At 57.7% G+C, this 21088-nt stretch carries 16 protein-coding genes and 1 tRNA gene; 9 read left to right on the top strand and 8 right to left on the bottom strand.

All coding sequences use genetic code 11. The features are described from left to right. Positions 1–18 precede the first annotated feature (18 nt). Together AGR2A_RS19300 and AGR2A_RS19305 are read left to right on the top strand one after the other, a co-directional pair. Positions 19–1212, top strand: coding sequence for an HlyD family secretion protein (locus AGR2A_RS19300; protein ID WP_004437388.1), 1194 nt, complete (start codon positions 19–21; stop codon positions 1210–1212). Positions 1213–1215: 3 nt separating this feature from the next. Beyond that, the gene (locus tag AGR2A_RS19305; RefSeq protein WP_072495001.1) at positions 1216–3189 is read left to right on the top strand and encodes a glycosyltransferase family 2 protein; all 1974 of its coding nucleotides are present in this window, start codon (positions 1216–1218) and stop codon (positions 3187–3189) included. Positions 3190–3202: 13 nt separating this feature from the next. Here AGR2A_RS19305 and AGR2A_RS19310 read toward each other — a convergent pair whose 3' ends face one another. Both AGR2A_RS19310 and AGR2A_RS19315 read right to left on the bottom strand, forming a co-directional pair. Then, a complete protein-coding gene (locus AGR2A_RS19310; protein ID WP_072495000.1) occupies positions 3203–4309 on the bottom strand; it encodes a cache domain-containing protein in 1107 nt (368 codons plus the stop codon). A gap of 308 nt (positions 4310–4617) precedes the next feature. Further along, entirely contained in the window at positions 4618–6843 is a 2226-nt protein-coding gene (locus AGR2A_RS19315; protein ID WP_037090473.1) for a bifunctional diguanylate cyclase/phosphodiesterase, read from the bottom strand. Positions 6844–7371: 528 nt separating this feature from the next. On the opposite strand from AGR2A_RS19315, the gene AGR2A_RS19325 reads away from it, so the two are divergent. The 7 genes from AGR2A_RS19325 (at position 7372) to AGR2A_RS19345 (ending at position 14580) form a co-directional block, all read left to right on the top strand. After that, entirely contained in the window at positions 7372–8967 is a 1596-nt protein-coding gene (locus tag AGR2A_RS19325) for a peptide ABC transporter substrate-binding protein (RefSeq protein ID WP_004437374.1), read from the top strand. Positions 8968–9018: 51 nt separating this feature from the next. Next, positions 9019–9942 carry an oligopeptide ABC transporter permease OppB gene (oppB, locus tag AGR2A_RS19330; protein WP_004437372.1) on the top strand — a complete coding sequence of 308 codons (924 nt, stop codon included), beginning with the start codon at positions 9019–9021 and terminating at the stop codon, positions 9940–9942. Continuing rightward, positions 9935–11065 carry an ABC transporter permease gene (locus AGR2A_RS19335; RefSeq protein ID WP_004437370.1) on the top strand — a complete coding sequence of 377 codons (1131 nt, stop codon included), beginning with the start codon at positions 9935–9937 and terminating at the stop codon, positions 11063–11065. Before oppB ends, AGR2A_RS19335 begins: the two co-directional genes overlap by 8 nt. Position 11066: 1 nt before the next feature. Continuing rightward, entirely contained in the window at positions 11067–12677 is a 1611-nt protein-coding gene (locus tag AGR2A_RS19340; protein ID WP_072494999.1) for an ABC transporter ATP-binding protein, read from the top strand. Positions 12678–13306: 629 nt separating this feature from the next. Then, the gene (locus AGR2A_RS30135) at positions 13307–13456 is read left to right on the top strand and encodes a type I restriction enzyme subunit R domain-containing protein (RefSeq protein WP_234797420.1); all 150 of its coding nucleotides are present in this window, start codon (positions 13307–13309) and stop codon (positions 13454–13456) included. Then, positions 13456–13668, top strand: a complete 213-nt coding sequence (locus tag AGR2A_RS30140) for a hypothetical protein (protein ID WP_234797419.1) — start codon at positions 13456–13458, stop codon at positions 13666–13668. The genes AGR2A_RS30135 and AGR2A_RS30140 overlap by 1 nt, the downstream gene beginning before the upstream one ends. Positions 13669–13734: 66 nt before the next feature. Then, complete coding sequence (locus tag AGR2A_RS19345) at positions 13735–14580, top strand: DUF3387 domain-containing protein (RefSeq protein WP_234797418.1); 846 nt, start codon at positions 13735–13737, stop codon at positions 14578–14580. 235 nt (positions 14581–14815) lie between these two features. On the opposite strand, the gene AGR2A_RS19350 is transcribed toward AGR2A_RS19345, so the two are convergent. The 6 genes from AGR2A_RS19350 to AGR2A_RS19375 form a co-directional block, all read right to left on the bottom strand. Then, positions 14816–14905 (bottom strand) — tRNA-Ser (locus AGR2A_RS19350). A 196-nt stretch (positions 14906–15101) separates the two neighbouring features. Continuing rightward, positions 15102–15983 (bottom strand): dihydrodipicolinate synthase family protein, encoded by an 882-nt coding sequence (locus tag AGR2A_RS19355; RefSeq protein WP_037090465.1) that lies wholly within the window; start codon positions 15981–15983, stop codon positions 15102–15104. After that, positions 15980–17623, bottom strand: a complete 1644-nt coding sequence (locus AGR2A_RS19360; protein ID WP_037090463.1) for an ABC transporter ATP-binding protein — start codon at positions 17621–17623, stop codon at positions 15980–15982. The genes AGR2A_RS19355 and AGR2A_RS19360 overlap by 4 nt, the downstream gene beginning before the upstream one ends. Further along, the gene (locus AGR2A_RS19365) at positions 17616–18539 is read right to left on the bottom strand and encodes an ABC transporter permease (RefSeq protein WP_037090460.1); all 924 of its coding nucleotides are present in this window, start codon (positions 18537–18539) and stop codon (positions 17616–17618) included. Before AGR2A_RS19365 ends, AGR2A_RS19360 begins: the two co-directional genes overlap by 8 nt. A gap of 15 nt (positions 18540–18554) precedes the next feature. Further along, entirely contained in the window at positions 18555–19469 is a 915-nt protein-coding gene (locus AGR2A_RS19370; protein WP_037090457.1) for an ABC transporter permease, read from the bottom strand. Between the two features lie 76 nt (positions 19470–19545). Then, the gene (locus AGR2A_RS19375) at positions 19546–21054 is read right to left on the bottom strand and encodes an ABC transporter substrate-binding protein (protein ID WP_004437354.1); all 1509 of its coding nucleotides are present in this window, start codon (positions 21052–21054) and stop codon (positions 19546–19548) included. Between the last annotated feature and the right edge of the window lie 34 nt (positions 21055–21088).

Genomic DNA, 21088 nt, shown 5'->3' on the forward strand with positions numbered 1-21088 from the left:
AGATGCGGAGGAGGAAACATGAAGCTCATAAAGATCGGATTCGGTTTGTTGCTGATCTGCGGTGCTCTTTATGTGGTGCTTGGGGAGCAGCTTAGCGGCGCGAGTGCGAATGCGTTCATAAATGCCCGTTTGACGACGATACGCGCTCCCATCGCTGGCAAAATTGAATTGATTTCCAGGCCGCTGGGCGCCCAGGTTGCGCAAGGCGATCCACTGGGCTCTCTTGAGGATCCTCTTGTTGACGGCATCCGTCTCCTTGATCTCGAACTTCAACAGGCCGATGCTCAGACCGAAATAAAAAGGCTCGAGACCGTCGTCACGTCTTTCGATGAATCGATTGATGAGTTGCAGACCCGCGCGGCTATCTATCGTGAGGAAAGAAAACGCCAGCTCGCGGCTCAGGCTCAGTCTGCCGACGCCTCGCGTGCTGCGTCCGAGGCACGTCTGAAATACGCGGAACTCAGCCGCGAGCGATCATCACGGCTAAGCGGTCAGGGCATTTCTACCGCACAGTCCCTTGAACAGGCCCAGTCACTTTCCGAGGTTTCCGCGCTGGAGGTCGCAAATGCAAAGGCTCAGGCCGCCGAAATCGTTGTGGCACAGAAGGCGGCCGAGCGGGGAGTATTCCTCGGAGACGGATTTAACGACGCCCCCTACTCCGAACAGAGGATTTCCGAGATCGACGTGCAGCGTCTGGAATTAAAAGCGCAACTTGAGGCGAAGAAACTGGCATTGGCTGCAATTTCCGATCGGCTGGCAAACGAGCGTCTTCGTGTAAACAGACTTTCTTCCTCAGATCTGGTGGCGAATGTGAATGGTGCGCTGTGGGAGTACCTCTCCGCTTCGGGCGAAACGGTCCAGCGCGGTCAGGACCTCATGCGCCTGATCGACTGCGACTCCGCAATTGTGACCTTATCCGTGTCGGAAAGCGTCTACAATTCCCTCAGGGTCGGCGCACCCGCGACCTTTCGCCTTAACCGAAGCCGTCAGGTTCTTCAGGGATCGGTAATCCGCCTTGCGGGTTCCGGCGCGGCTACGATCTATGAAAACATGGCAATAGCACCGAGTCAGCGCCACCTCCAAAGGTACGACGTGGCACTTGATGTGCCGGCTCTGCGGGACGACCCCGACCTTCGGTGCCTCGCAGGGCGCACGGGCAGGGTGTTTTTCGAAACGCGCGCTTTTGACTGGCTGCGAGGACTATGGAGATAGGACTTGGACAGTTTTCTCTATCTTAGCGAACTTCAGTCGAGCTTCGCTCATCTGGCTCTGGCCTTCGGGTGCGCACTCGTCCTGCCATACCTCCTGAACAATCGTAACTGGACCCACAGGACGTTCCTTTTCGCAATCGGAATGGCTTTAGCGGTGCGATATATCTGGTGGCGAGGAACCCAGACCCTGGCCCCGCCCGGCTTCACGCTGGATTGTCTGTTCAGTTGGTCATTCTTTGCTCTGGAAGCATTATCTGTTCTCTCGTCGCTGAGCGCGTTTACAATCCTGACCAGAACCACCGATCGGTCCCCTGAAGTCGAGGAGAATAAATCCTGGTGGCAACCGGATCCGCCTCCAAAAGTCGCGATTCTGATCGCCACATACAACGAGGAGCAAGCCGTTCTGGAACGGACGGTCGTCGGGGCAAAGGCCAGCGATCATCCGGACGTCCAGGTTCTTGTGCTGGATGACGGGCGCCGTGACTGGCTGCGTGACTTCTGCGAGGAGCACGACGTTCGATACCTTCGCAGGCCAGATAACAAGGGCTCGAAAGCCGGCAACATCAATCATGCCCTGGGCGTTCTTGCGCAAGACGATCAACCGCCAGACTTCATAGCCGTGCTGGACGCGGACTTCGTTCCTCACACGGATTTTGTCTCGCGCGCACTTGCGCTTTTCCACGACCAGGAGGTCGGACTGGTTCAAACACCCCAGCACTTCTTCAATCCGGATCCTATCCAGCATAATCTCGGGCTCAGCCGATCGTATCCCGACGAGCAGCGCTTTTTCTTTGATCATTTGCAACCAAGCCGCGACGGGTGGGGGATCGCATTCTGCTGCGGCACGTCGTCGGTGATCAGATGGAGGGCAGTGCAGGCCTCCGGTGGGTTCCCGACAGACAGCATCACGGAAGATTTCATGCTGACGCTTCAGTTGCAGGAGCACGGCTATCGGACGGTCTATCTGAACGAAGCGTTGACCGAGGGCCTTGCTCCGGAGGGGTTGAAGGAATACGTCACTCAGCGAGCGCGATGGTGCCTGGGGCTCATGCAGATTGCCCGGGGAAGGCTGGGTCCCTTTTCGCGGAACAATTTGCGGCTGCGCGATCGCTGGAGCGTCGTTGACTCGGTATTTTTCTGGCTCACCACCTTCACATTCCGCATCGCCTCCATGACCTTTCCTCTCTTTTACTGGTTTTTCAACATCACGGTGGTCAACGCATCTGTCCCCGATGTCATCAGCTATTTCGGGGCGTATATGGTGTGGATCCTGTTCGTGTTGAACTTCATCTCGTCCGGAATGGTGATCCCCATCGTCAATGACGTCAGCCAGTTGCTTGGTGCGCTCCCCATATCGAGAGCCGCCATTGTGGGGCTTGTGAAACCGAAAGGTCACCCTTTCAGTGTTACGGCAAAGGGAGGAGACCGAACCAAAGTCGTTGTCCAATGGCGTCTTATGCGCCCCTTCCTTCTTTTGACGTTTCTGACCGTTGCCGGGGTCCTGATCGGTCTGGTCTCTGACCGTTTCGCGTTCAATGACGCAGGAGACGGGAAGGTCGTTATCCTGTTCTGGACTGTTTACAATCTGGTGATCCTTGCCGTAACGCTGCTGGTCTGCGTCGAGTTGCCACGACGTGAGAAACACTATGCGGACCGTCCCGAGCGGGTCGTAATATCCCTCGGCGGTGCGCTGAAGCGCGTCTGGATGACGGACCTGACGCAGGAAACGGCCCGTCTCAGAGGGGTAGACGCGCCTATAGCTACCCAGATCATCATGAAACTCAAAGAAATCGGAGATTTCACCGCCACGGTGCTGGATCGGACCGACGACGGCCTGGTCGTTGCGCTGGGGTTGGATGAAACACAGTACCAGCTCTTGCTGAAAAGACTTTACGCTGGAGGGAGCGTACCAAGTGTCACGTCAACACGGCTATCGGCGATCATCAAGGATGCCACCACCCGTTTTGCCCGCCAGTAGTGGTCTAGCTTACTTAACCGCCGTCCTGCCGGTCTGCACTTGCCTGCAAGCGAGAAATTGCCGAGCCGATTGTCGCTAGTTCGGAAGTTCTCCTGCTCTCGTAGGGATATACGTTCTGTCCATCCGCAACGGCTTTGGCATTGACGGCGAGGTGATGGAACGGCCGGATAAACGAGACAATGAACAATGACATGAGGAGCAGAAGGAGCAGGGTCAGAAGAGACAAACTAATAAAAAGACCGCTGGAGAAGCTACTGGCCGCATTGCTGAATGCGTTCGCATCGATCCTCGCGACAATGGACCACCCGAACCTCGGTAGGCTTTGGTAGCTGGCCTCGGGAAGCGTGGCTACGAAGTAATTCTTGCCATCCGGCCATAACTCGAGGCTCACGCCGGTGGCACCTGTCCTTGCTCTTCGAAAGCTTGGCAGATCCAGGTTTGAAGGGCTCTCGTTTGTGGACGATATAACAGCCCTGCCCTCGGGATTGACTATGAGGACGTCGACGTCCAGGGCATCACTCAGCTCACGAATGTAGGCTTTTGCCCACTCCAGATTGAGATGAAGCCCAAGAACTCCTGTTACTGACTGACCAACACCGGTTACAGGGGCTGCCAGGTCGAGGAACCGTAACGGCTCCCCACTTTCGGGAGCAGGAAGTTTAGCCGCAAGAAGAACCGCTTCGTGCGCATCCCCGGCGAAGTTGCCCTGAAGCCCCCTCTGAAACCACGGACGGGATGACACGTCGGCGCCGACCAACAGACCGTTTGACGCGACACGGACTTTGCCGTCATTTCCGGCATAACCTGCCCACGACACAACCCGTCCGCTTCCCACGAGCGTTGAAAGATCGTCCTGGATCTCTTCAGGCTGGCTCACCGCAAGCGACCTTCCCAGCGTTTCGAGGTTTGTCCATTCTCGATAAAGGGAAGCGGCGAAGGCTGTTTGAACGCCCCGTACCCTCGTTTCCACGGCAGTACGCAGACTTGCCTCCTGAAAACTGAGCATTCGATCGTCGATCACCTTGAACACAATCGCGGCACCGACGAGGATACAGGCAAACATGAAGCCCGCCGTGACCGCACTCAACGATGGCAGGCGACTTTTTGGTTCATTGGACATGGACACCCGCGCGTTTTGTCGTGTCAACCTCGACCGAAACTAGATAACGGCCGGCGGGCGAGCAATCTGCCGATTATCAGGGGTTGTTTTTTCGGCGTGAGGTCGCGAATTCGGATCTGCCAGGCATCGCGACCAACCTCGTTCCTGCACGGAGCCAATGTGACGAGCTTGGAAGGCTTGCATCCCATTGGTGTTGAGGAGAACGACGCATTTCGCCAGAAGCAGGTCGTGTTTTGCGATAACAGGACGAGGAACAAGCGGGGGAGCAGAGTTACCTGGCTCCGCCCGCCGCGGAGTGCGACGGTTGATCAGCGGCTTACGTTGTACGACTGTCGGTCAGGCCAGAAACCCGCGTGACCGGGCAGCGTCGAGAGGGGATCAGGGGCCGAGAGCAGCGCGCGAGCAGCATTCGGCGACAAGGGCCGTGCGAGTAGAAAGCCCTGCAGATGATGGCAACCGAGGCTCTCTAGAGCATCGCGCTGCTCCGTTGTCTCAACACCTTCAGCTGTAATCTTCAACCCCTTGGCCCGCGCGACATTGATCATGGCAGTGACGAGAGCCCTGTTGTCGCTTCGGTGGATTTCCTCGATGAATGATCTGTCAATCTTGATGCGATCCACCTCAATCTTTTGAACCCGCGAGAATGACGAATATCCTGTTCCGAAATCATCGATCGCAAATCTTACTCCGGCTGCGCGCAGGGCCGCAATGGTCCGTTCCGATCGACCGTCTTCTCCGGTAGCTGCGCTTTCCGTTATCTCGATTTCCAGGCGGTTAGCCGAAACCTTCCATTTTTCGAGCGCAGCAATCACGTTCAGCGGATAGGCCGGCGAACACAGTTCCAGCAAGGAGGCGTTGAGCGCGATGTCGATGTCGGGAAAGTGCGCCAGCATGGAACAGGCGTCTTCTAGCACAATGGCTCCGATTTCGTGGATCAAACCGCACTCTTCGGCGAGCGGAATAAACTCTCCGGGGCTTACGTATCCAAGTGTGGGGTGGTTCCATCGGGCCAGCGCCTCGAGGGAACAGAGCATCCCGTCCCGTGCTGAGAAGACTGGCTGATAGAATATCTCTATCTCCGCGCGGCCGTTGACCGCCTTGCGCAGGTCGGCTTCCATAGCCCTTCTCTTGCGAAGCAACTCGTCCATGTGGTCGCCGAATATTGCGTAAGTATTTCTGCCAGCTGCTTTGGCGTGATACAGTGCGATGTCGGCCTGACGTATCGCCTCGTTTGCATCAAAGGCGCCGTTCTTTACGGCCACTCCGACGCTGGCACCAATCGTGACTTGCGTCTCCTCGATCTCGAACGGCAATCGAAGGTCGTCCACAATGGCTTTTGCAACATGCTCGGGCTGCAGCAGATCGTTCGATGTGACAAGGACGGTAAATTCATCACCACCGATCCGCGCAACAAGACTGTCGGGCAAAAGGCTCGTGAGCCGCGCCCCGACAAGTGATATCAATCTATCGCCTGCAGGATGTCCAAGCGAATCGTTCACCTCCTTGAACCTGTCGAGATCGATGAACAGCACGGCGTGTGCCTCGTCTTCCCTCGCATTTTGCGCGGCGGTCGCAACTCTCGCATTGAATTCCGATCGATTGGCAAGGCCGGTTAGAATGTCGTGTGCCGCCTGATACCGCAACTGCTCCTGGTTCGCCTTCAATCGGTTCGACCGTCTCCAGAGGGCGTTTCCGCCGACGCTCGCTGCACTGAATATGGCAAAAAAAGCAAATGCGATCGCGGGAATGGTAGCTTCAAGGACTTGCTGGCCGGGCCTGAACGGCTGCCATTCGAAGTAGCCAACGACCTGTCCGGATGTTGAATGCAACGCAAGATAAGAAAAACGCGGGTCCGTTGGCTGATGAAGGGCAAATCGAAGATTTTCGAACTGGTATTCCTGACCCACCGTTGCTGCGAGATCTCCGTCCAGAAATCGGACCGCAACATGCAGATTTTCTCGCCCCGGTTGCTGCTCGATATCACCCGTGTCGGAAACGATCGGTTTTATGCTTATGATCGCCGGACGTGAGCCAACGTAGACGATGTCGGCTTCTCCTATGGAGAGCACCTTGCTACTCGTTCCGTCCTGATCGCCTGCGATAAGGCGTTCCTTCAGCTTCGTCGCTAACGGGAGATAGGCGGTCCGCAAACCATCGGCGGTGGACGCGTCATTGTGATCGACAAGAAATTGATAGGTCGGATTAAGGTCCGCTGTCAGCACGATTGCTGCATCGTGTCCGAAATAGGTATTCATCCATACGCCGAGATTGGTTTCCATCCAGTCTGGATTACGGGCAAGGGAGTTCGTGACGGCGTCATCCCAGACAGTGGCGCTTTCCTGATCATGAGCAATCGATGACTTGAGTTTCGATACCGTCAGGGCGACCACGTCACGCTGCCTTGCAACTGCGATACCGTCGCTTGCGATCGCCGCAAAATAGAGTGACAAGAGAAGCAGCCCGCAGATGGCGAATGACGCCATGACGGGCAGGCTAAATCTCCAAAACCATTTCGACTGCAGAAGGGTTTGCATCGTTTCATATCCGCCTGTGTTTCGTCCAGACTACGTGAACGAAACTTAAAGCGGCTGGAACCAACATGGTTAAGTCCGGTCGAAATCGCTTTCGTACGGTGCCGCACAAAACGGTTTCGAAAGAGGGATCGCGCTGTCACGGAGCGCTTGGCAATCTCTCCATCGACATGGTTGTAACGATGGTATTTTCATCCCGCAGGAGTAACACCCGGTGCCGGTCCGCTTCCAACTTGGCTTACGATGGCAACCTCTTGGCTTGCCGGCGCTCAGCCCGACTGCAAAGTTGCCAGACGCGATGAGGCACCAAAATAACAGAAAATTTGGGCGACTGGTCAAAACGGTGGAGCACCGTCGCTTCACGGGCGTGCGCATTTTGAGGTTCGTTATTTGTAAGTTCGGGCACGCGCTGCATCCGCTTCTCCTACCCCTGGCTCTGCAGTGGCAATTTTACCTGATGATTTCGTCTCGGTTGCGCTTCCTGGCGATTTGGCCATATTTGTCGGCTCAATAGTCACGGGGAAAGAAAAAATGTCGATAAATGCTAGGTCTCGGGTCGCGGTGGTGATGGCTGCGCTTCTCTTGGGGGCGAGCTCTGCGCTTGCAGAAACAGTGTTACACCGCGGTAATGCCGGCGAACCACAGACGCTCGATCAGGCACAGACCTCCATCAACATCGAGGCCTTCATCGTCAAGGATCTCTATGAAGGTCTGACCATCTATGACGCGACCGGCAAGATCATTCCGGGCACGGCCGAAAGCTGGACGCTGTCCGACGATGGTACCGTTTACACGTTCAAACTGCGCGCCGATGCGAAGTGGTCGGACGGTACACCCGTGACGGCGGAAGATTTTGTCTTCTCTTATAAGCGCGTCGAAGACCCGAAGACCGCAGCGAAATACGCCAATATTCTCTACCCGATCAAGAACGCCGAAAAGATCAACAAGGGCGAAACGCCTGTTGACCAGCTTGGCGTCAAGGCGGTGGATGACAAGACCCTGGAGATCACGCTTGAGCGGCCGACGCCGTTCTTCCTTGAACTGCTCGCCCATCAAACGGCTCTGCCCATTTCCAAGGCGAGTTACGAAAAGAACGGCGCGGATTTCGTGAAACCGGGCGTGATGGTGTCGAACGGCGCCTACAAACTCGAAGCTCATGTTCCGAACGACAGCCTCACTGTGGTCAAGAACACCAATTTCTGGGATGCTGCCAATACCAAGATCGACAAGGTGATCTTCTACCCGGTTGACGACCAGGCCGCCTCCGTTCGCCGTTTCGAGGCGAAGGAAATGGACCTCGCCTACAATTTTTCAGCTGACCAGATCGACCGTCTGCGCAAATCCTATGGCGACCAGGTGCACGTTTCACCGACGCTCGCGACCTACTACTACACCTTCGATACACGCGAAGCGCCATATGACGACGTCCGCGTGCGCCGGGCGCTATCCATGGCTGTCGACCGCGACTTCCTCGCCAAGGAAATCTACAGCGGCTCGCAGGTTCCGGCCTATTCGATGGTTCCACCCGGCATGGATTCCTACGGTGAGCCCGCCAAGGCCGACTTTGCAACCCTGTCGCAGCTTGATCGCGAAGACGAAGCTCTAAAGCTCATGAAGGAGGCCGGTTACGGTGAAGGTGGCAAGTCTTTATCCATCGAAATCCGGTACAATACCAACCCCAACCACGAACGCGTTGCGACCGCGATTGCCGACATGTGGAAAAACACCTTCGGCGCCAAGGTCTCCCTCGTGAACCTCGACGTTGCCTCGCACTACGGCTACCTCCAGGAAGGCGGCAAGTTCAATGTGGCGCGTGCTGGCTGGGTCGCTGACTATGCGGATGCGGAAAACTTCCTTGCGCTCTCCATCTCGTCCAACAAGACCTTCAATTACTCGAAGTTCAACAACGCCGAGTATGATGCATTGCTGAAGAAGTCCTATGAGGAAAAGGATCCGGCAGCTCGCTCCAAGCTGCTGCACGAGGCCGAAACGATCCTCATGAAGGAACAGCCGGTAGCGCCGCTTCTGACACAGGCCGATCTTTGGCTGGTGTCCAACCGCGTCAAGGGTTGGGTGGACAACGCTGCCAATCAACACCTCAGCCGCTTCCTGAGCGTTTCCGAATAAGCAGCACTGGCACGGTGGCCCCGCCACCGTGCCATGCCGGAGCCCAAAAACATGATCTCGTTTATTCTGCGCCGTTTGGCGAGCGCCGTGCCGACGTTGTTTATCGTCGTCACGATCTCGTTTTTCCTGATGCGTTTTGCGCCCGGTGGTCCGTTCAATCTCGAACGTCCCCTCCCCCCGCAGACCATGGAAAATCTGATGAGAACCTATCATCTGGATGAGCCACTATGGCGCCAGTATCTCATCTATCTCGGCAATGCCGTCACTGGCGATTTTGGCCCAAGCTACATCTATAAGGACAACACCGTCGCGCAGCTGATCGGCAAGGGCCTGCCCTATTCGCTCGAACTGGGTTGTTATGCTCTATTGCTGGCTCTGGTGGGCGGCGTGCTCGCCGGCACGCTCGCAGCACTCAGGCAAAACAGCGCTTTCGATTTCTCGATCATGTCAATCTCGACAGTGGGCGTCACCGTCCCGAACTTCGTCGTGGCCCCTGTTCTCACGCTTGTATTTGCCGTGCTGCTCGGGCTTCTTCCGGCAGGCAGCTGGGGTGACGGGTCGCTACGCTACCTCATTCTTCCGATGATCGCACTTGCGCTGCCGCAGCTTGCGGTCATTGCCCGGCTGACGCGCGGTGCCATGATCGAGGCACTGCGAATGGACCACATCCGCACGGCCAAGGCCTATGGCCTTCCAGCGCGCAGCGTCGTCGTTTTCCACGCCATGCGCGCGGCAATGCTGCCGGTCGTTTCCTATCTCGCTCCCTGCGCCGCCGCGCTTTTGACTGGCTCGGCAGTCATCGAAACGATCTTCACCATTCCCGGTGTCGGCCGCTACTTCGTTCTCGGCGCCATCAATCGTGACTATACGCTGGTGATGGGCACCGTTGTTCTCGTCGCCATTTTCGTCATCCTGTTCAATTTAGTCGTCGATATTCTCTACGGCCTTCTTGATCCGAGGGTCAGACATGACTGATAGCCCCGGCACTAACCCTCATTCGCAACAAATCAAAAGCCGCAGCCTGTTCCAGCTGGCAGTCCTGCGTTTCAGACGCAACAAGGCAGCCATGGCGGGTTCCGTCATGTTGCTCCTTATCACTCTGTTCTCGTTTGTCGGGCCTCATTTCCTGGCACATACCTATGATCAGGTGTTTTCCTCCTATGTCTCGGTGGCACCCAGTCTCGAGCCACGCCCGGATGTGAATAACCTTCAGGACGTGATGGAGGGTGTTGCGAGCCGGGCCCGCGTCGAGCTGAAGGAATTTGCCGTTGAAGGCCAGACTTTCACGGCGACCATCACCTCCAGCAGCGCAATCGATCCGCGCGCAACGCGCTACTTCGACCGTGCCAATGAATTCAAAAATACCAAGGTGACTGCGACCGAAGACGACGGACGCACGCTGAAGCTGGAAGGCGACGTCAACCGCGAATACTTTTTCTTCGGTACAGATTCCAACGGCCGCGACATGCTTGCGCGCGTCATGCTTGGCGGTCAGATTTCGATTGCGGTCGGTGTCCTGGCGAGCCTCGTTTCCTTGGGAATCGGCGTGGTCTACGGTGCAACAGCGGGCTATATCGGCGGGCGCGTCGACAACGTGATGATGCGCTTCGTCGAAATCCTCTATTCACTCCCCTTCGTCTTTCTGGTTGTGGTTCTGGTCGTCTTTTTTGGCCGCAGCTTCATCCTGATCTTCCTCGTCATCGGCGCGGTGGAATGGCTGGACATGGCGCGCATCGTGCGTGGCCAGACGCTCGCCTTGAAACGACGGGAGTTTGTCAGTGCGGCGCAGGCTCTGGGACTAAGCGACTGGCAGATTATCCGCCGTCATATCATCCCCAATACGATCGGACCCGTGGTCGTTTTCGTTACGGTCGTCGTGCCCAAAGTCATTCTTCTGGAAAGCTTCCTGTCCTTCCTCGGTCTCGGCGTTCAGGCGCCGCTGACAAGCTGGGGAGCGCTGATTTCCGAAGGTGCCAACAATATCCAGTCCGCCCCGTGGCTTCTGATATTCCCGGCGATCTTTTTCGTGCTGACCCTGTTTTCGCTGAATTTCGTCGGCGATGGGTTGCGTGATGCACTCGATCCCAAGGATCGTTGACATGAAGACGACAACTGACACCATTCTTTCCGTTCGCGACCTCAAGGTCGATTTCACCACGCCGGATGGCACTGTCCATGCCGTCAAGGGCATCGACCTTGACGTTAAACAGGGTGAAACGCTCGCAGTCGTCGGGGAGTCCGGCTCGGGCAAAAGCCAGACGATGATGGGCATCATGGGATTGCTTGCCTCCAACGGTGAGATCAGCGGCTCGGCGAAATATCGCGGAAGGGAACTTCTTGGACTGCCTGTCGGCGAGCTGAACAAAATCCGTGGCGCGAAAGTCACCATGATCTTCCAGGAGCCGATGACCTCGCTCGATCCTCTCTACCGGATCGGTGCGCAGATTGCTGAGCCGATCATTCACCACCGCGGTGGCAGTAAAAAGGAGGCGCGCGCACGCGTTCTCGAACTGCTGAGGCTCGTCGGAATTCCGGAGCCCGAGCGGCGTATAGACAGCTATCCTCACGAGCTTTCCGGTGGTCAGCGCCAGCGCGTCATGATCGCCATGGCGCTCGCGAACGAGCCGGACATCCTGATTGCGGATGAGCCGACCACCGCCCTCGACGTTACGATCCAGGCCCAGATCCTTGATCTTTTGAAGTCGCTGCAGCAGCGTTTCGGGATGGCGATCGTGCTGATCACGCATGATCTCGGCGTCGTCCGCCACTTTGCCGATCGCGTCGCGGTCATGCGACGGGGGGAAATCGTAGAGGCTGGGACCACGGAGGATATCTTCGAGCGCCCGAAGGCGGATTATACCCGGATGCTTCTCGATGCCGAGCCCCGAGGGAACAAGCCTGCAGTCAGCCGAGAGGCTCCGATCGTGCTTTCCGGCCAGAACGTAACGATCGATTACACAATTCCGGGCGGCTTCCTGTCGAAATCGAGCAAGTTCCGGGCCGTTGATGGCGTGAACGTCAATCTTCATCAGGGACAGACGATCGGCATTGTTGGCGAATCCGGGTCAGGCAAATCCACGCTCGGTCGCGCTCTGCTGCTCCTGATCCAGGCCGATGGCCGGATTTTTTTCGGAAAACAGGAAATCACCGGGCTTGATCGAAAGGCCATGCGGCCGCTACGGCGGCATCTCCAGCTCGTGTTCCAGGACCCCTATGGTTCGCTTTCGCCGCGACAGACAGTAGGCGAGATCATCACCGAGGGGCTCTTCGTCCACGACCGGGACCTCAACCGTGCGGAACGGGACAGGCGCGCAATCGAGGCGCTGAAGGAAGTCGGCCTCGATCCCGCCGCCCGCAACCGCTATCCCCATGAATTTTCCGGGGGGCAACGCCAACGTATCGCCATTGCCCGCGCCATTATTCTCAAACCAGAGGTCATCATTCTTGACGAACCCACGTCGGCGCTGGACCGGTCCGTTCAGGGCCAGGTTATCGACCTCCTGCGTGATCTACAGAAGGCCCACGGCCTTTCCTACATCTTCATCAGCCACGACCTGTCCGTCATCAAGGCCATTTCAGATTACGTCATCGTCATGAGAAACGGAAAGATTGTCGAGGAGGGAGAGACAAACGCCATCTTCAACCGGCCTTCGGCTGAGTACACTAGAACACTTATCAAATCAGCTTTTTCGCCCGCCGTCGTGCCGTAGATAAAAAAGGAGCGCACGCAGACCGCAGCGCCGTAGTCCCGCCTGTGCGAAACCAGTTGCTTTTGGCAGGTGCTCATCAGGCTATGACGTCCGGCGCGGGTGGCACAGTGCAACATATCGGGGTTAGCACCTCCTTAGTCGCTCAATTGTGAGGCTCGCGACTTGTCAGAGCCTGCCGACCGTTGAGAGGTCGATGCGCTCGTTGCGCGCGTCATTGCAACCGGTATTGAACGCGCCGGGCACTATCGAAGGTGCTGATTTCGCAAAAACCTCAGGGCGCCTCGCCATTGCGGACGTGCGAGCTGACGACCACGCGTCATTCCCTTAGGAGCACAGGAGGCCGTTGTTACCCGCCTGTCGTTGGTCGTTATCTGTTTACTCCCTCTTCGATTGTTTGATGACGTGGAAACGCCAGGAAAGACCGGCAGTCGGACCATGCAAACTTCCGCCCTCATCAGCCGTTGAACGCCACTCGACCGACCAGAGGCGATCGTCTTCCTCATTTGATGATCGATCGCAAGTACGCTGCTGCTTGACATAAACTGGCTTCACCCAAGCGCCGGATTGATCTATCCTGTTAGCAGACATGACAGTCGATTTGCATCCGGACGGCGAGGGTCGCCAAGGCAATGTCCGGCCGCGACGATCTCGCCAAGCGGGCGCGAAAGGTCGATGATCCGCTGAAACTGGTCATCGTGCGCGACATGTGGCTTACGGGGTTCGATGCGCCCTGCATGCACATGATGTATATCGACAAGCCGATGCGGGTCATGGGTTGATGCAGGCGATTGCCCGCGTCAACCGTGTCTTCAAGGAGAAGCCAGGCGGCCTCCTGGTCGATTACATCGACATCGCCACCAACCTGAAGAAAGCGCCCGCGCAGTATTCTCAATCCGATCAAGACAAGACGGGGATTGATGAAGAGGAAACCGTCGCCGTCCTCCTGGAGAAATACGAGATCGTCCGGGGCATGTTCACCGGGCATGACTAAAGCCTGGGTGTCACGGGCAAGCCTATCGAGCGGCTGAAGGCGCTGGCAGACGGTATCGCCTGGATCTTGAAGTGGCAGCAGGCGGAAGCAGCAAAAGTCGAAAGCCCAGAGGTCAAGAAACAGGCGCATCGCCGATATCAGGATGCGGTTTTGGAGCTGAGCAAGGCCTATGCCCTTGTCTCCGCCAGCGATGCGGCAACGGAAATTCGTGATGAGGTGTGCTTCTTCCAGGCCGTTCGCGCCGCTCTGGTGAAAACCACGGCTACCGGCAAGATGTCCGACAAGGCCAAATCAATGGCGGTGGAGCAGCTTCTCAACCAGGCCGTAGCCAACGCCGAGATCGTAGACATCCTGAAGGCTGCGGGGCTGCAGTCGCCCGACATCTCTGTTCTCTCTGACCAGTTCCTGATGGACGTCCAGAAGATGGAAAAGAAGAACCTCGCGCTGGAAGCTCTGAAGAAGCTTCTGAACGGGGAGATCAAGAGCCGGTCCAAAACCAACGTCGTTCAGTCCAAGACCTTCTCTCGACGCCTTGAGGAGGCGGTGGCCCGGTATCATGCCAATGCGATTTCGACGGTCGAAATGATTCAGGAACTGATCGCGCTGGCGAAGGAAATCCAAACGGCGACCGCACGTGGTGATGAGCTTGGTCTCTCTCCGGAGGAGATCGCCTTTTATGACGCGCTTGCTGGCAATGAGACGGCCGTCGAGGTCATGGGTAGCGAACAGTTGCGTGTGATCGCCCACGAACTGGTCGAGAATATGCGGGGCTCAGTCACCGTTGATTGGCAACACAAGGCAAGTGCCCGCGCCAGGATGCGCATCCTAGTGAAACGCATCCTCAAGAAGTTTGGATATCCGCCAGACCTGGAGCAGGAGGCCATACAAATGGTGCGAGCTACTTTTGCATGAGATAAGTCGAGGCTGAAGAAAACGCCACTGCACTCTTTGGTCAACCAAGAGCGCAAAGCGAACTTTTTCGGGGCCTAGGCACGAAGACTTTACCCACGGTGCGACGTTCGCGACACTTATCTAACAGCCAAGCCAACGATGATGATCCTCACACAACAATTATGTGGGTCATTTTGTGGGGCGAAGGCGCAAATTAATTACAACACATTGATAAAATTACGCTTTTTTGCATCAATGGCGGAGAGGGTGGGATTCGAACCCACGATACCCTTGCAGGTATGCCGCATTTCGAGTGCGGTGCATTCGACCACTCTGCCACCTCTCCGCATGCGCGAACGCTTGCGTTGCGCGCTCCTCTTAAACATCAATGGCCGGGCTGACAAGCGGAATTTCGCGTTTGTGTCACAATTATTCGTCTTGAACGAGCTCACGGAATGGGGTTGGAGTTTGATTGTTTTTGCCGATATTTACTGATGACACGCCTCGGATTTTGCCAGGCGCGTGTGATTGATCGATCGGGCCTACAGGCGCTGATAGCGCCGGAGGATGTCAATGATCCGGTCATCCTGATCAGGATCCGGCAGGAGCGCCGGCTGTCGGCTGGCGCCGACGGAAGGGTCCTGGAGATAAAGCGAACGTTTTACCATGGCCGGCGCGAAACCGAGGGCATAAAGATCGGTGCGGAAAGCCGCATAAATGGCCTGCTGGCGTTCGGCTTCGGCGATGTCGCCGGCGTTGAAAGCATCGAGAATGCCGGCGAGCACATCCGGAAGCGCGTTGCCGAGACCGGAAATGCAGCCTGCCGCACCGTTCTGCAGCGACCACAGAACGAGATGGTCCGGGCCGGAATAGACCTCGAAGCCGGGCACATCCTTCGCCACCCGAAGATAGGCTTCGAGCGTCTGCTGTGCACCGCCGGAATCCTTGATGCCGGCGATATTGCCGTGAGTGGCGAGCTTGCGGGCGGTTTCCGGTTCTATGTGGTTCTGGGTGCGGGCGGGAATGTCATAGAGATAGACCGGCGTGTCGACAGCGTCGGCCACCGTCGAGAAATGGCGGATCAGGCCATCTTGCGTACAGGCGATGAAGAAGGGCGTGATGACGGCGATGCCGTCGACACCGATACGGTCGAAGGATCTCGCGAGCTGCAGGGTTTCGAAGGTGGCCGGCATGCCAGCATTCACGATGACCTTGGCGCGGCCGGCCACCTCATCCACCACCTCCTCCGTCAGCCGGATCTTTTCATCATGCGTCAGCGCGGTAAAATCGCCGTTGGTACCGGCGCACATGATGTTGTTGCCGGCGGCTACCTGACGGCGCACCTGCGCACGCGTCGCCTCATAATTGATGGTTTCGTCTTCATTAAAACAGGTGACGAGCGCAACGAAGGCTTGTTTGCTCATGAAAGAACTCCGCTTGAATTTCCGGTGGCCTGGACAGGCGATGCAGCGTTATGTCCGGCCTCCCTATCGGGGTCGGGGTCGAGACTGGCTGATAGGAGCGCGCGCGTGTAAGCCTCGCCCGGCGCTTCGAAAATCTGGCGGACGGTGCCGAATTCCACCACTTCCCCGCGCTGCATGACCATGACGTGATCGGCAAAATCCCGCACCACCGGCAGGTCGTGAGCGATGAAGATAAAAGAGAGGCCCATTTCGCGGCGCAGCTTGTCCAGCAGCGCAATAACCTGCGCCTGAACCGAAACGTCGAGTGCAGAAACCGCTTCGTCGCAGATGATCAGCTTCGGCTCCAGCGCCAGCGCCCGGGCAATGGCGATGCGCTGCCGCTGGCCGCCGGAAAACTGGTGCGGATACCGGCGCATATGATCCGGTGAAAGACCGACCTGCTGTAGCAACTCGCCAACCCGTTCACGCCATTTCGCCCTCGGCACTATGTCCGGATGGATGACCCAGGCTTCGGAAATCAGCTGGAACACCGTCATGCGGGGATTGAGCGACTGGGTAGGGTCCTGAAACACCATCTGCAGATCGCGCCGAAGCGCATAAAGCTCCGCTGGCGACAGCCTGAACAGGTCACGCCCCTTCCAGACGGCGCTGCCGGCATCCGGCTCATCGAGCCGCAGCAGGATGCGGGCGAGCGTCGACTTGCCGGAACCGCTTTCGCCGACGACGGCGATGGTTTCTCCGGCCATCAGGTCGAAAGAGACACCTTTCAACGCCTCGAAGGCGCCGTAACGCTTGCGCACATTCCGCACGCTGAGCAATGGCTCACCCGTTGCTTCCGGCTCATGCATCTCGCCCCGGCCGGGGGCGGCGTTGATCAGCTTGCGGGTGTAGGGGTGCTGCGGATTGCTGTAAACCTCGCGAACGGTGCCGGCCTCTACCAGAACGCCCTTCTCCATCACCACGACCCGGTCGGCAATTTCGGCAACAACGCCGAGATCATGGGTAATGATGAGCACTGCCATGCCCGTTTCCCGCTGCAGTTCCCTGAGCAGCGAAAGCACTTCCGCCTGCACCGTCACGTCGAGCGCGGTGGTGGGTTCGTCGGCGATCAGAAGATCTGGGCGCAACGCCAGCGCCATGGCGATCATCACGCGCTGGCGCTGGCCGCCGGAAAATTCATGCGGATATTTCGTCAGCGCCCTGTCAGGATCGGGAATGCCCACACGCGATATAAGCCGCCTCGCTTCCGCTTTTGCCTCGGCCTTGCCCATGCCATGCGTGGTCATTGCCTCGCGGATCTGCCAGCCAACAGTATAAACCGGGTTGAGATGGCTGAGCGGATCCTGAAAGATCATGGCGATGCGCCGGCCGTTGATCTCGCGGCGCGCCTCGGTCGGCATGGTCAGCAGGTCCTTGCCGTCGAGCAATATTTCTCCACCGCCGATGCGGCCGGGCGGCATGTCGATGAGGTTCATGATGGCCGACGAGGACACCGACTTGCCGGAACCGCTTTCGCCAAGGATCGCCAGCGTCTCACCTCGGTCGATATGGTAGGAGACATCCTTCACCGCATGCACGACACCGCTTACGGTGTGGAATTCCACGGAAAGATTGCGTACCTCGAGAAGATGATCAGCCATTTTTACGGCCCTTCATTTCCAGTCGCCAGCGCTGCACCGGGTCGAGCGCGATGCGCAGCCAGTTGGACAGCAGGTTGAGCGACAGGGTGGTGAGAATGATGGCGAGCCCCGGCCAGAAGGACAGCCACCAGGCATTGGTGAGATATTGCCGCCCCTGCGAAATCATCAGGCCCCAGGTGATTTCCGGAGGCTGAATGCCGATGCCGAGGAAGGACAGCGCGCTTTCCGCGAGCATAACATAAGCGAAATCAAGCGTTGCCAAGGTCGTCAGTGTCGGCAGCACCACGGGCAAGATGTGGCGGAAGAGGATGCGTTTTCCCGAAGCGCCCATGACCCTTGCCGCCTGCACGAACATCCGTTCGCGCACCTCCAGCACCTCCGCCCGGGTGGTGCGGATATAAACGGGAATCCGTGTGATGGCGAGTACCAGCATCAGGTTGAGGATGGAGGAGCCCAGCAGATAGAGCACGATGACCGCAATCAGCAGCGATGGAAAGGACATGATCACATCCGCAAGCCGCATGATGATCTGGCCGGTGCGGCTGGAGGAAAAACCGGCGATGAGGCCGAGTACGGTTCCGGTAACGGCGGAGAGAAAAACCGCGCCGGCGGCGATCATCACCGTGTTTTGTGTGGCGGCGACGATGCGCGCGAGAAGCGGGCGGCCGAGTGCATCCGCCCCCAGCCAGAAATACCACTCGCGCTGCCAGTCGAACGGTGCAAGGTTGCGCCCGCGCAGGTTCTGTTTCGTCGCGAGATCGCCGAGCCAGGCCGGGCCGACAAAAGCGAGAATGACGACAATGACGAGAAAGATGGCCGCGCAGAGCGCAAACTTGTCCGCCCACAACATGCGCAGCATGCGGGTTGCGAAAGACGGTTCATCGATGATCTCAGTATCGGCGTTCATAAGGCTCATGGCTGGACGACCTCCTCAGTGCCGGATGCGCGGATCGAGCAGCGCATAGGCGATATCGATCAGAAGGTTCATCAGGAAGATGGCCAACGCCGTGACGAGGATGGCGGCCAGAACGACATTGAAATCCCGCTGAAGGATGGAATCGATCATCAGCTTGCCGACGCCGGGGAAACCAAAGATGGTTTCAACCACGACGGCGCCGTTGAGAAGGCTCGCCGCCTGATCGCCGATAACGGTGATCACGGGCAACATGGCATTGCGCAAGGCGTGGATGAAGATGATCGGACCCGATTTCACACCCTTGGCGCGCGCCGTTTTGACATAGGCCGAGGACAGCGCGCCGATCATCGAGCCGCGCACCACCTGCACGATAATGCCGAAGGGGCGCACAAACAGGACCGCGATAGGCAATATCCAGTGCAGCACAGACCCTGTGCCGGACGTGGGAAGCCAGGCCAGGTTGACGGAAAAAACCACGATCGCAACGATCGCCAGCCAGAAATCCGGCACGGATGCCCCGATGAGTGAGATACTCGAAGCGACGCGGTCAAAAAAGCCGCCGGAACGGAACGCCGCGAGCGAGCCGATGATGATGGCAGCCGTGGTGACCAGCGACATGGTGATAACGGCAAGCCAAAGCGTCCAGACGAAAGCCTCCAGCACCACATCCAGCGCCGGGCGCGCCTTTCGGAGAGATTCACCCAGGTCACCCGTCATCACATCGCCGGCATAGCGCAGAAACTGCACCATCAGCGGGTCGTTCAAACCGTGCAAGGCGCGAAACTGCTGCTTCAATTCCTCGGAGGCTTCCACCGGCAGAAACAGCGCCGCAGGGTCCCCCGTCAGACGGGACAGGAAGAAAACCATCACGATGAGGCCGATCAGGGAGATCAGGCTCGCAAAGGAACGTTTTCGGATGAAGCTCAGCATTGTTGCCTCCGGTTTTTCAATGCGGCGGCGAAGCTTCCGCCGCGCCGCCGCTTCTTCATTGACAGGACACGGGACCTTATTTGATGCCGATTTCCGAAAGCTGCAGCATCGAGTTGGTGGCAATGGTCGGCTTGAAGTCCAACCGCTCGGAGACACGGGAGAAACCGACCATGTGGAACAGCAACACATCCGCGACCACGTCATCATGCAGATAGGCGATGAGTTCGGACCAGAGCTTGGCGCGCTCGTCACCCACGGCTGCGGAGGCGCGTTCGATCAGATCATCCACCTTCTTGTCAGAAAAGCCGGACTGGGTACCCTTGGTGGCATATTTGAAGAACATCGTGAAGGACGGGTCGCCCTTGGAATTGTCATGCATGGCGGCGACGATCTGCGGTCCACGGCCTTCCTTGAATGGCTTCGAATAATAGCTTTCGTGCTCGGCCACTTCCACGAATTTCAGGTCGATCTTGAAGCCGACTTCCTGCAATTGCTGCTGGATCGCTTCCATGATCTCGGTAACGTTCGGGAAATTCGCCGTGCGCGCGATGACGGTGATCGGTGTATCCACCTTTACGCCGGCGGCCTTTGCCTCTTCGAGCAGCTTTTTTGCACCCTCAGGGTCATAGGGGAAGACCTTGACGTCGGGATTCCAGCCGAGCGTGGTCGGCGGAACCAGCGCCGTCGCCAGGACCGCTCCTTCGGGAACCAGCGTGCCGAGAAATGCCTGCCTGTCGATGGCAAGGTTAAGCGCGCGGCGCACCCTGACATCGTTCAGCGGCGCGATATTATGATCGAGGCGCATATAGACCGTTTCACTGTCGAGATAGGAAAAATCGGTCTTCGGATTTGTCGCGTCTAGCTGTGAAATGGAGGGGGAGAGATCCGCCTCGCCAGTCTGCACCATGGCGGCCCGCACCGAGGGATCGGCGCGAAAGAGATAGGTCGCTTCCGTGACCTGCGGCTTCTTGCCCCAATAATCATCACGCGACGTCAGTACGATCTGCTGGCCGGGAGTCCAGTTGGTCAGCTTGTAGGGCCCGGTGCCGACAGGCTCGCGGATGAATTCCATCTTGGTTTCTTCGGGAACGATGGTCACGAGCGACATCAGCAGCGGCAGGATCGGCTGGGCCGGATCCGTCTTGAAATCGATCGTATGGTCGTCGACAACCGTGGGCGTCACCGTCATGCCGCCGAAATAGCGACGGGACTCGCAGGCGTTCTTGTCGCTCATGATGCGCTCGAAGCTGTGCTTCACATCCTTGGCGTCAAAATCCGTACCGTCGGAAAATTTCACGCCCTGGCGCAGGTGGAAGCGCCAGCTGCCATCGGAGTTCTGCTCCCATTTTTCAGCAAGGCGCGGCTGAACGCCGTTCTTGCCGCGCACATCAAGCTCGGTCAGGGTCTCACTGACATTTTCCATAATGATACGGCCAATGTTGGAGCGCGTGGCCATGCAGGGCTCAAGCAGGTCCGCTTCTTCCGCCAGCACGATCTTGATCGGCCCCGAAGCTGCAAACGCCGGCGAGCCGGCGGCGCTGAGGGAACCCAAAACAAGGGCGCCCGCAATCAATGACTTCTTCATTCCGTTCTCCTCCCAGATCAGAAATTCAGCAACA

It is taken from the genome of Agrobacterium genomosp. 2 str. CFBP 5494 (assembly GCF_900013495.1).
Taxonomy (GTDB): Bacteria; Pseudomonadota; Alphaproteobacteria; order Rhizobiales; family Rhizobiaceae; genus Agrobacterium; species Agrobacterium pusense.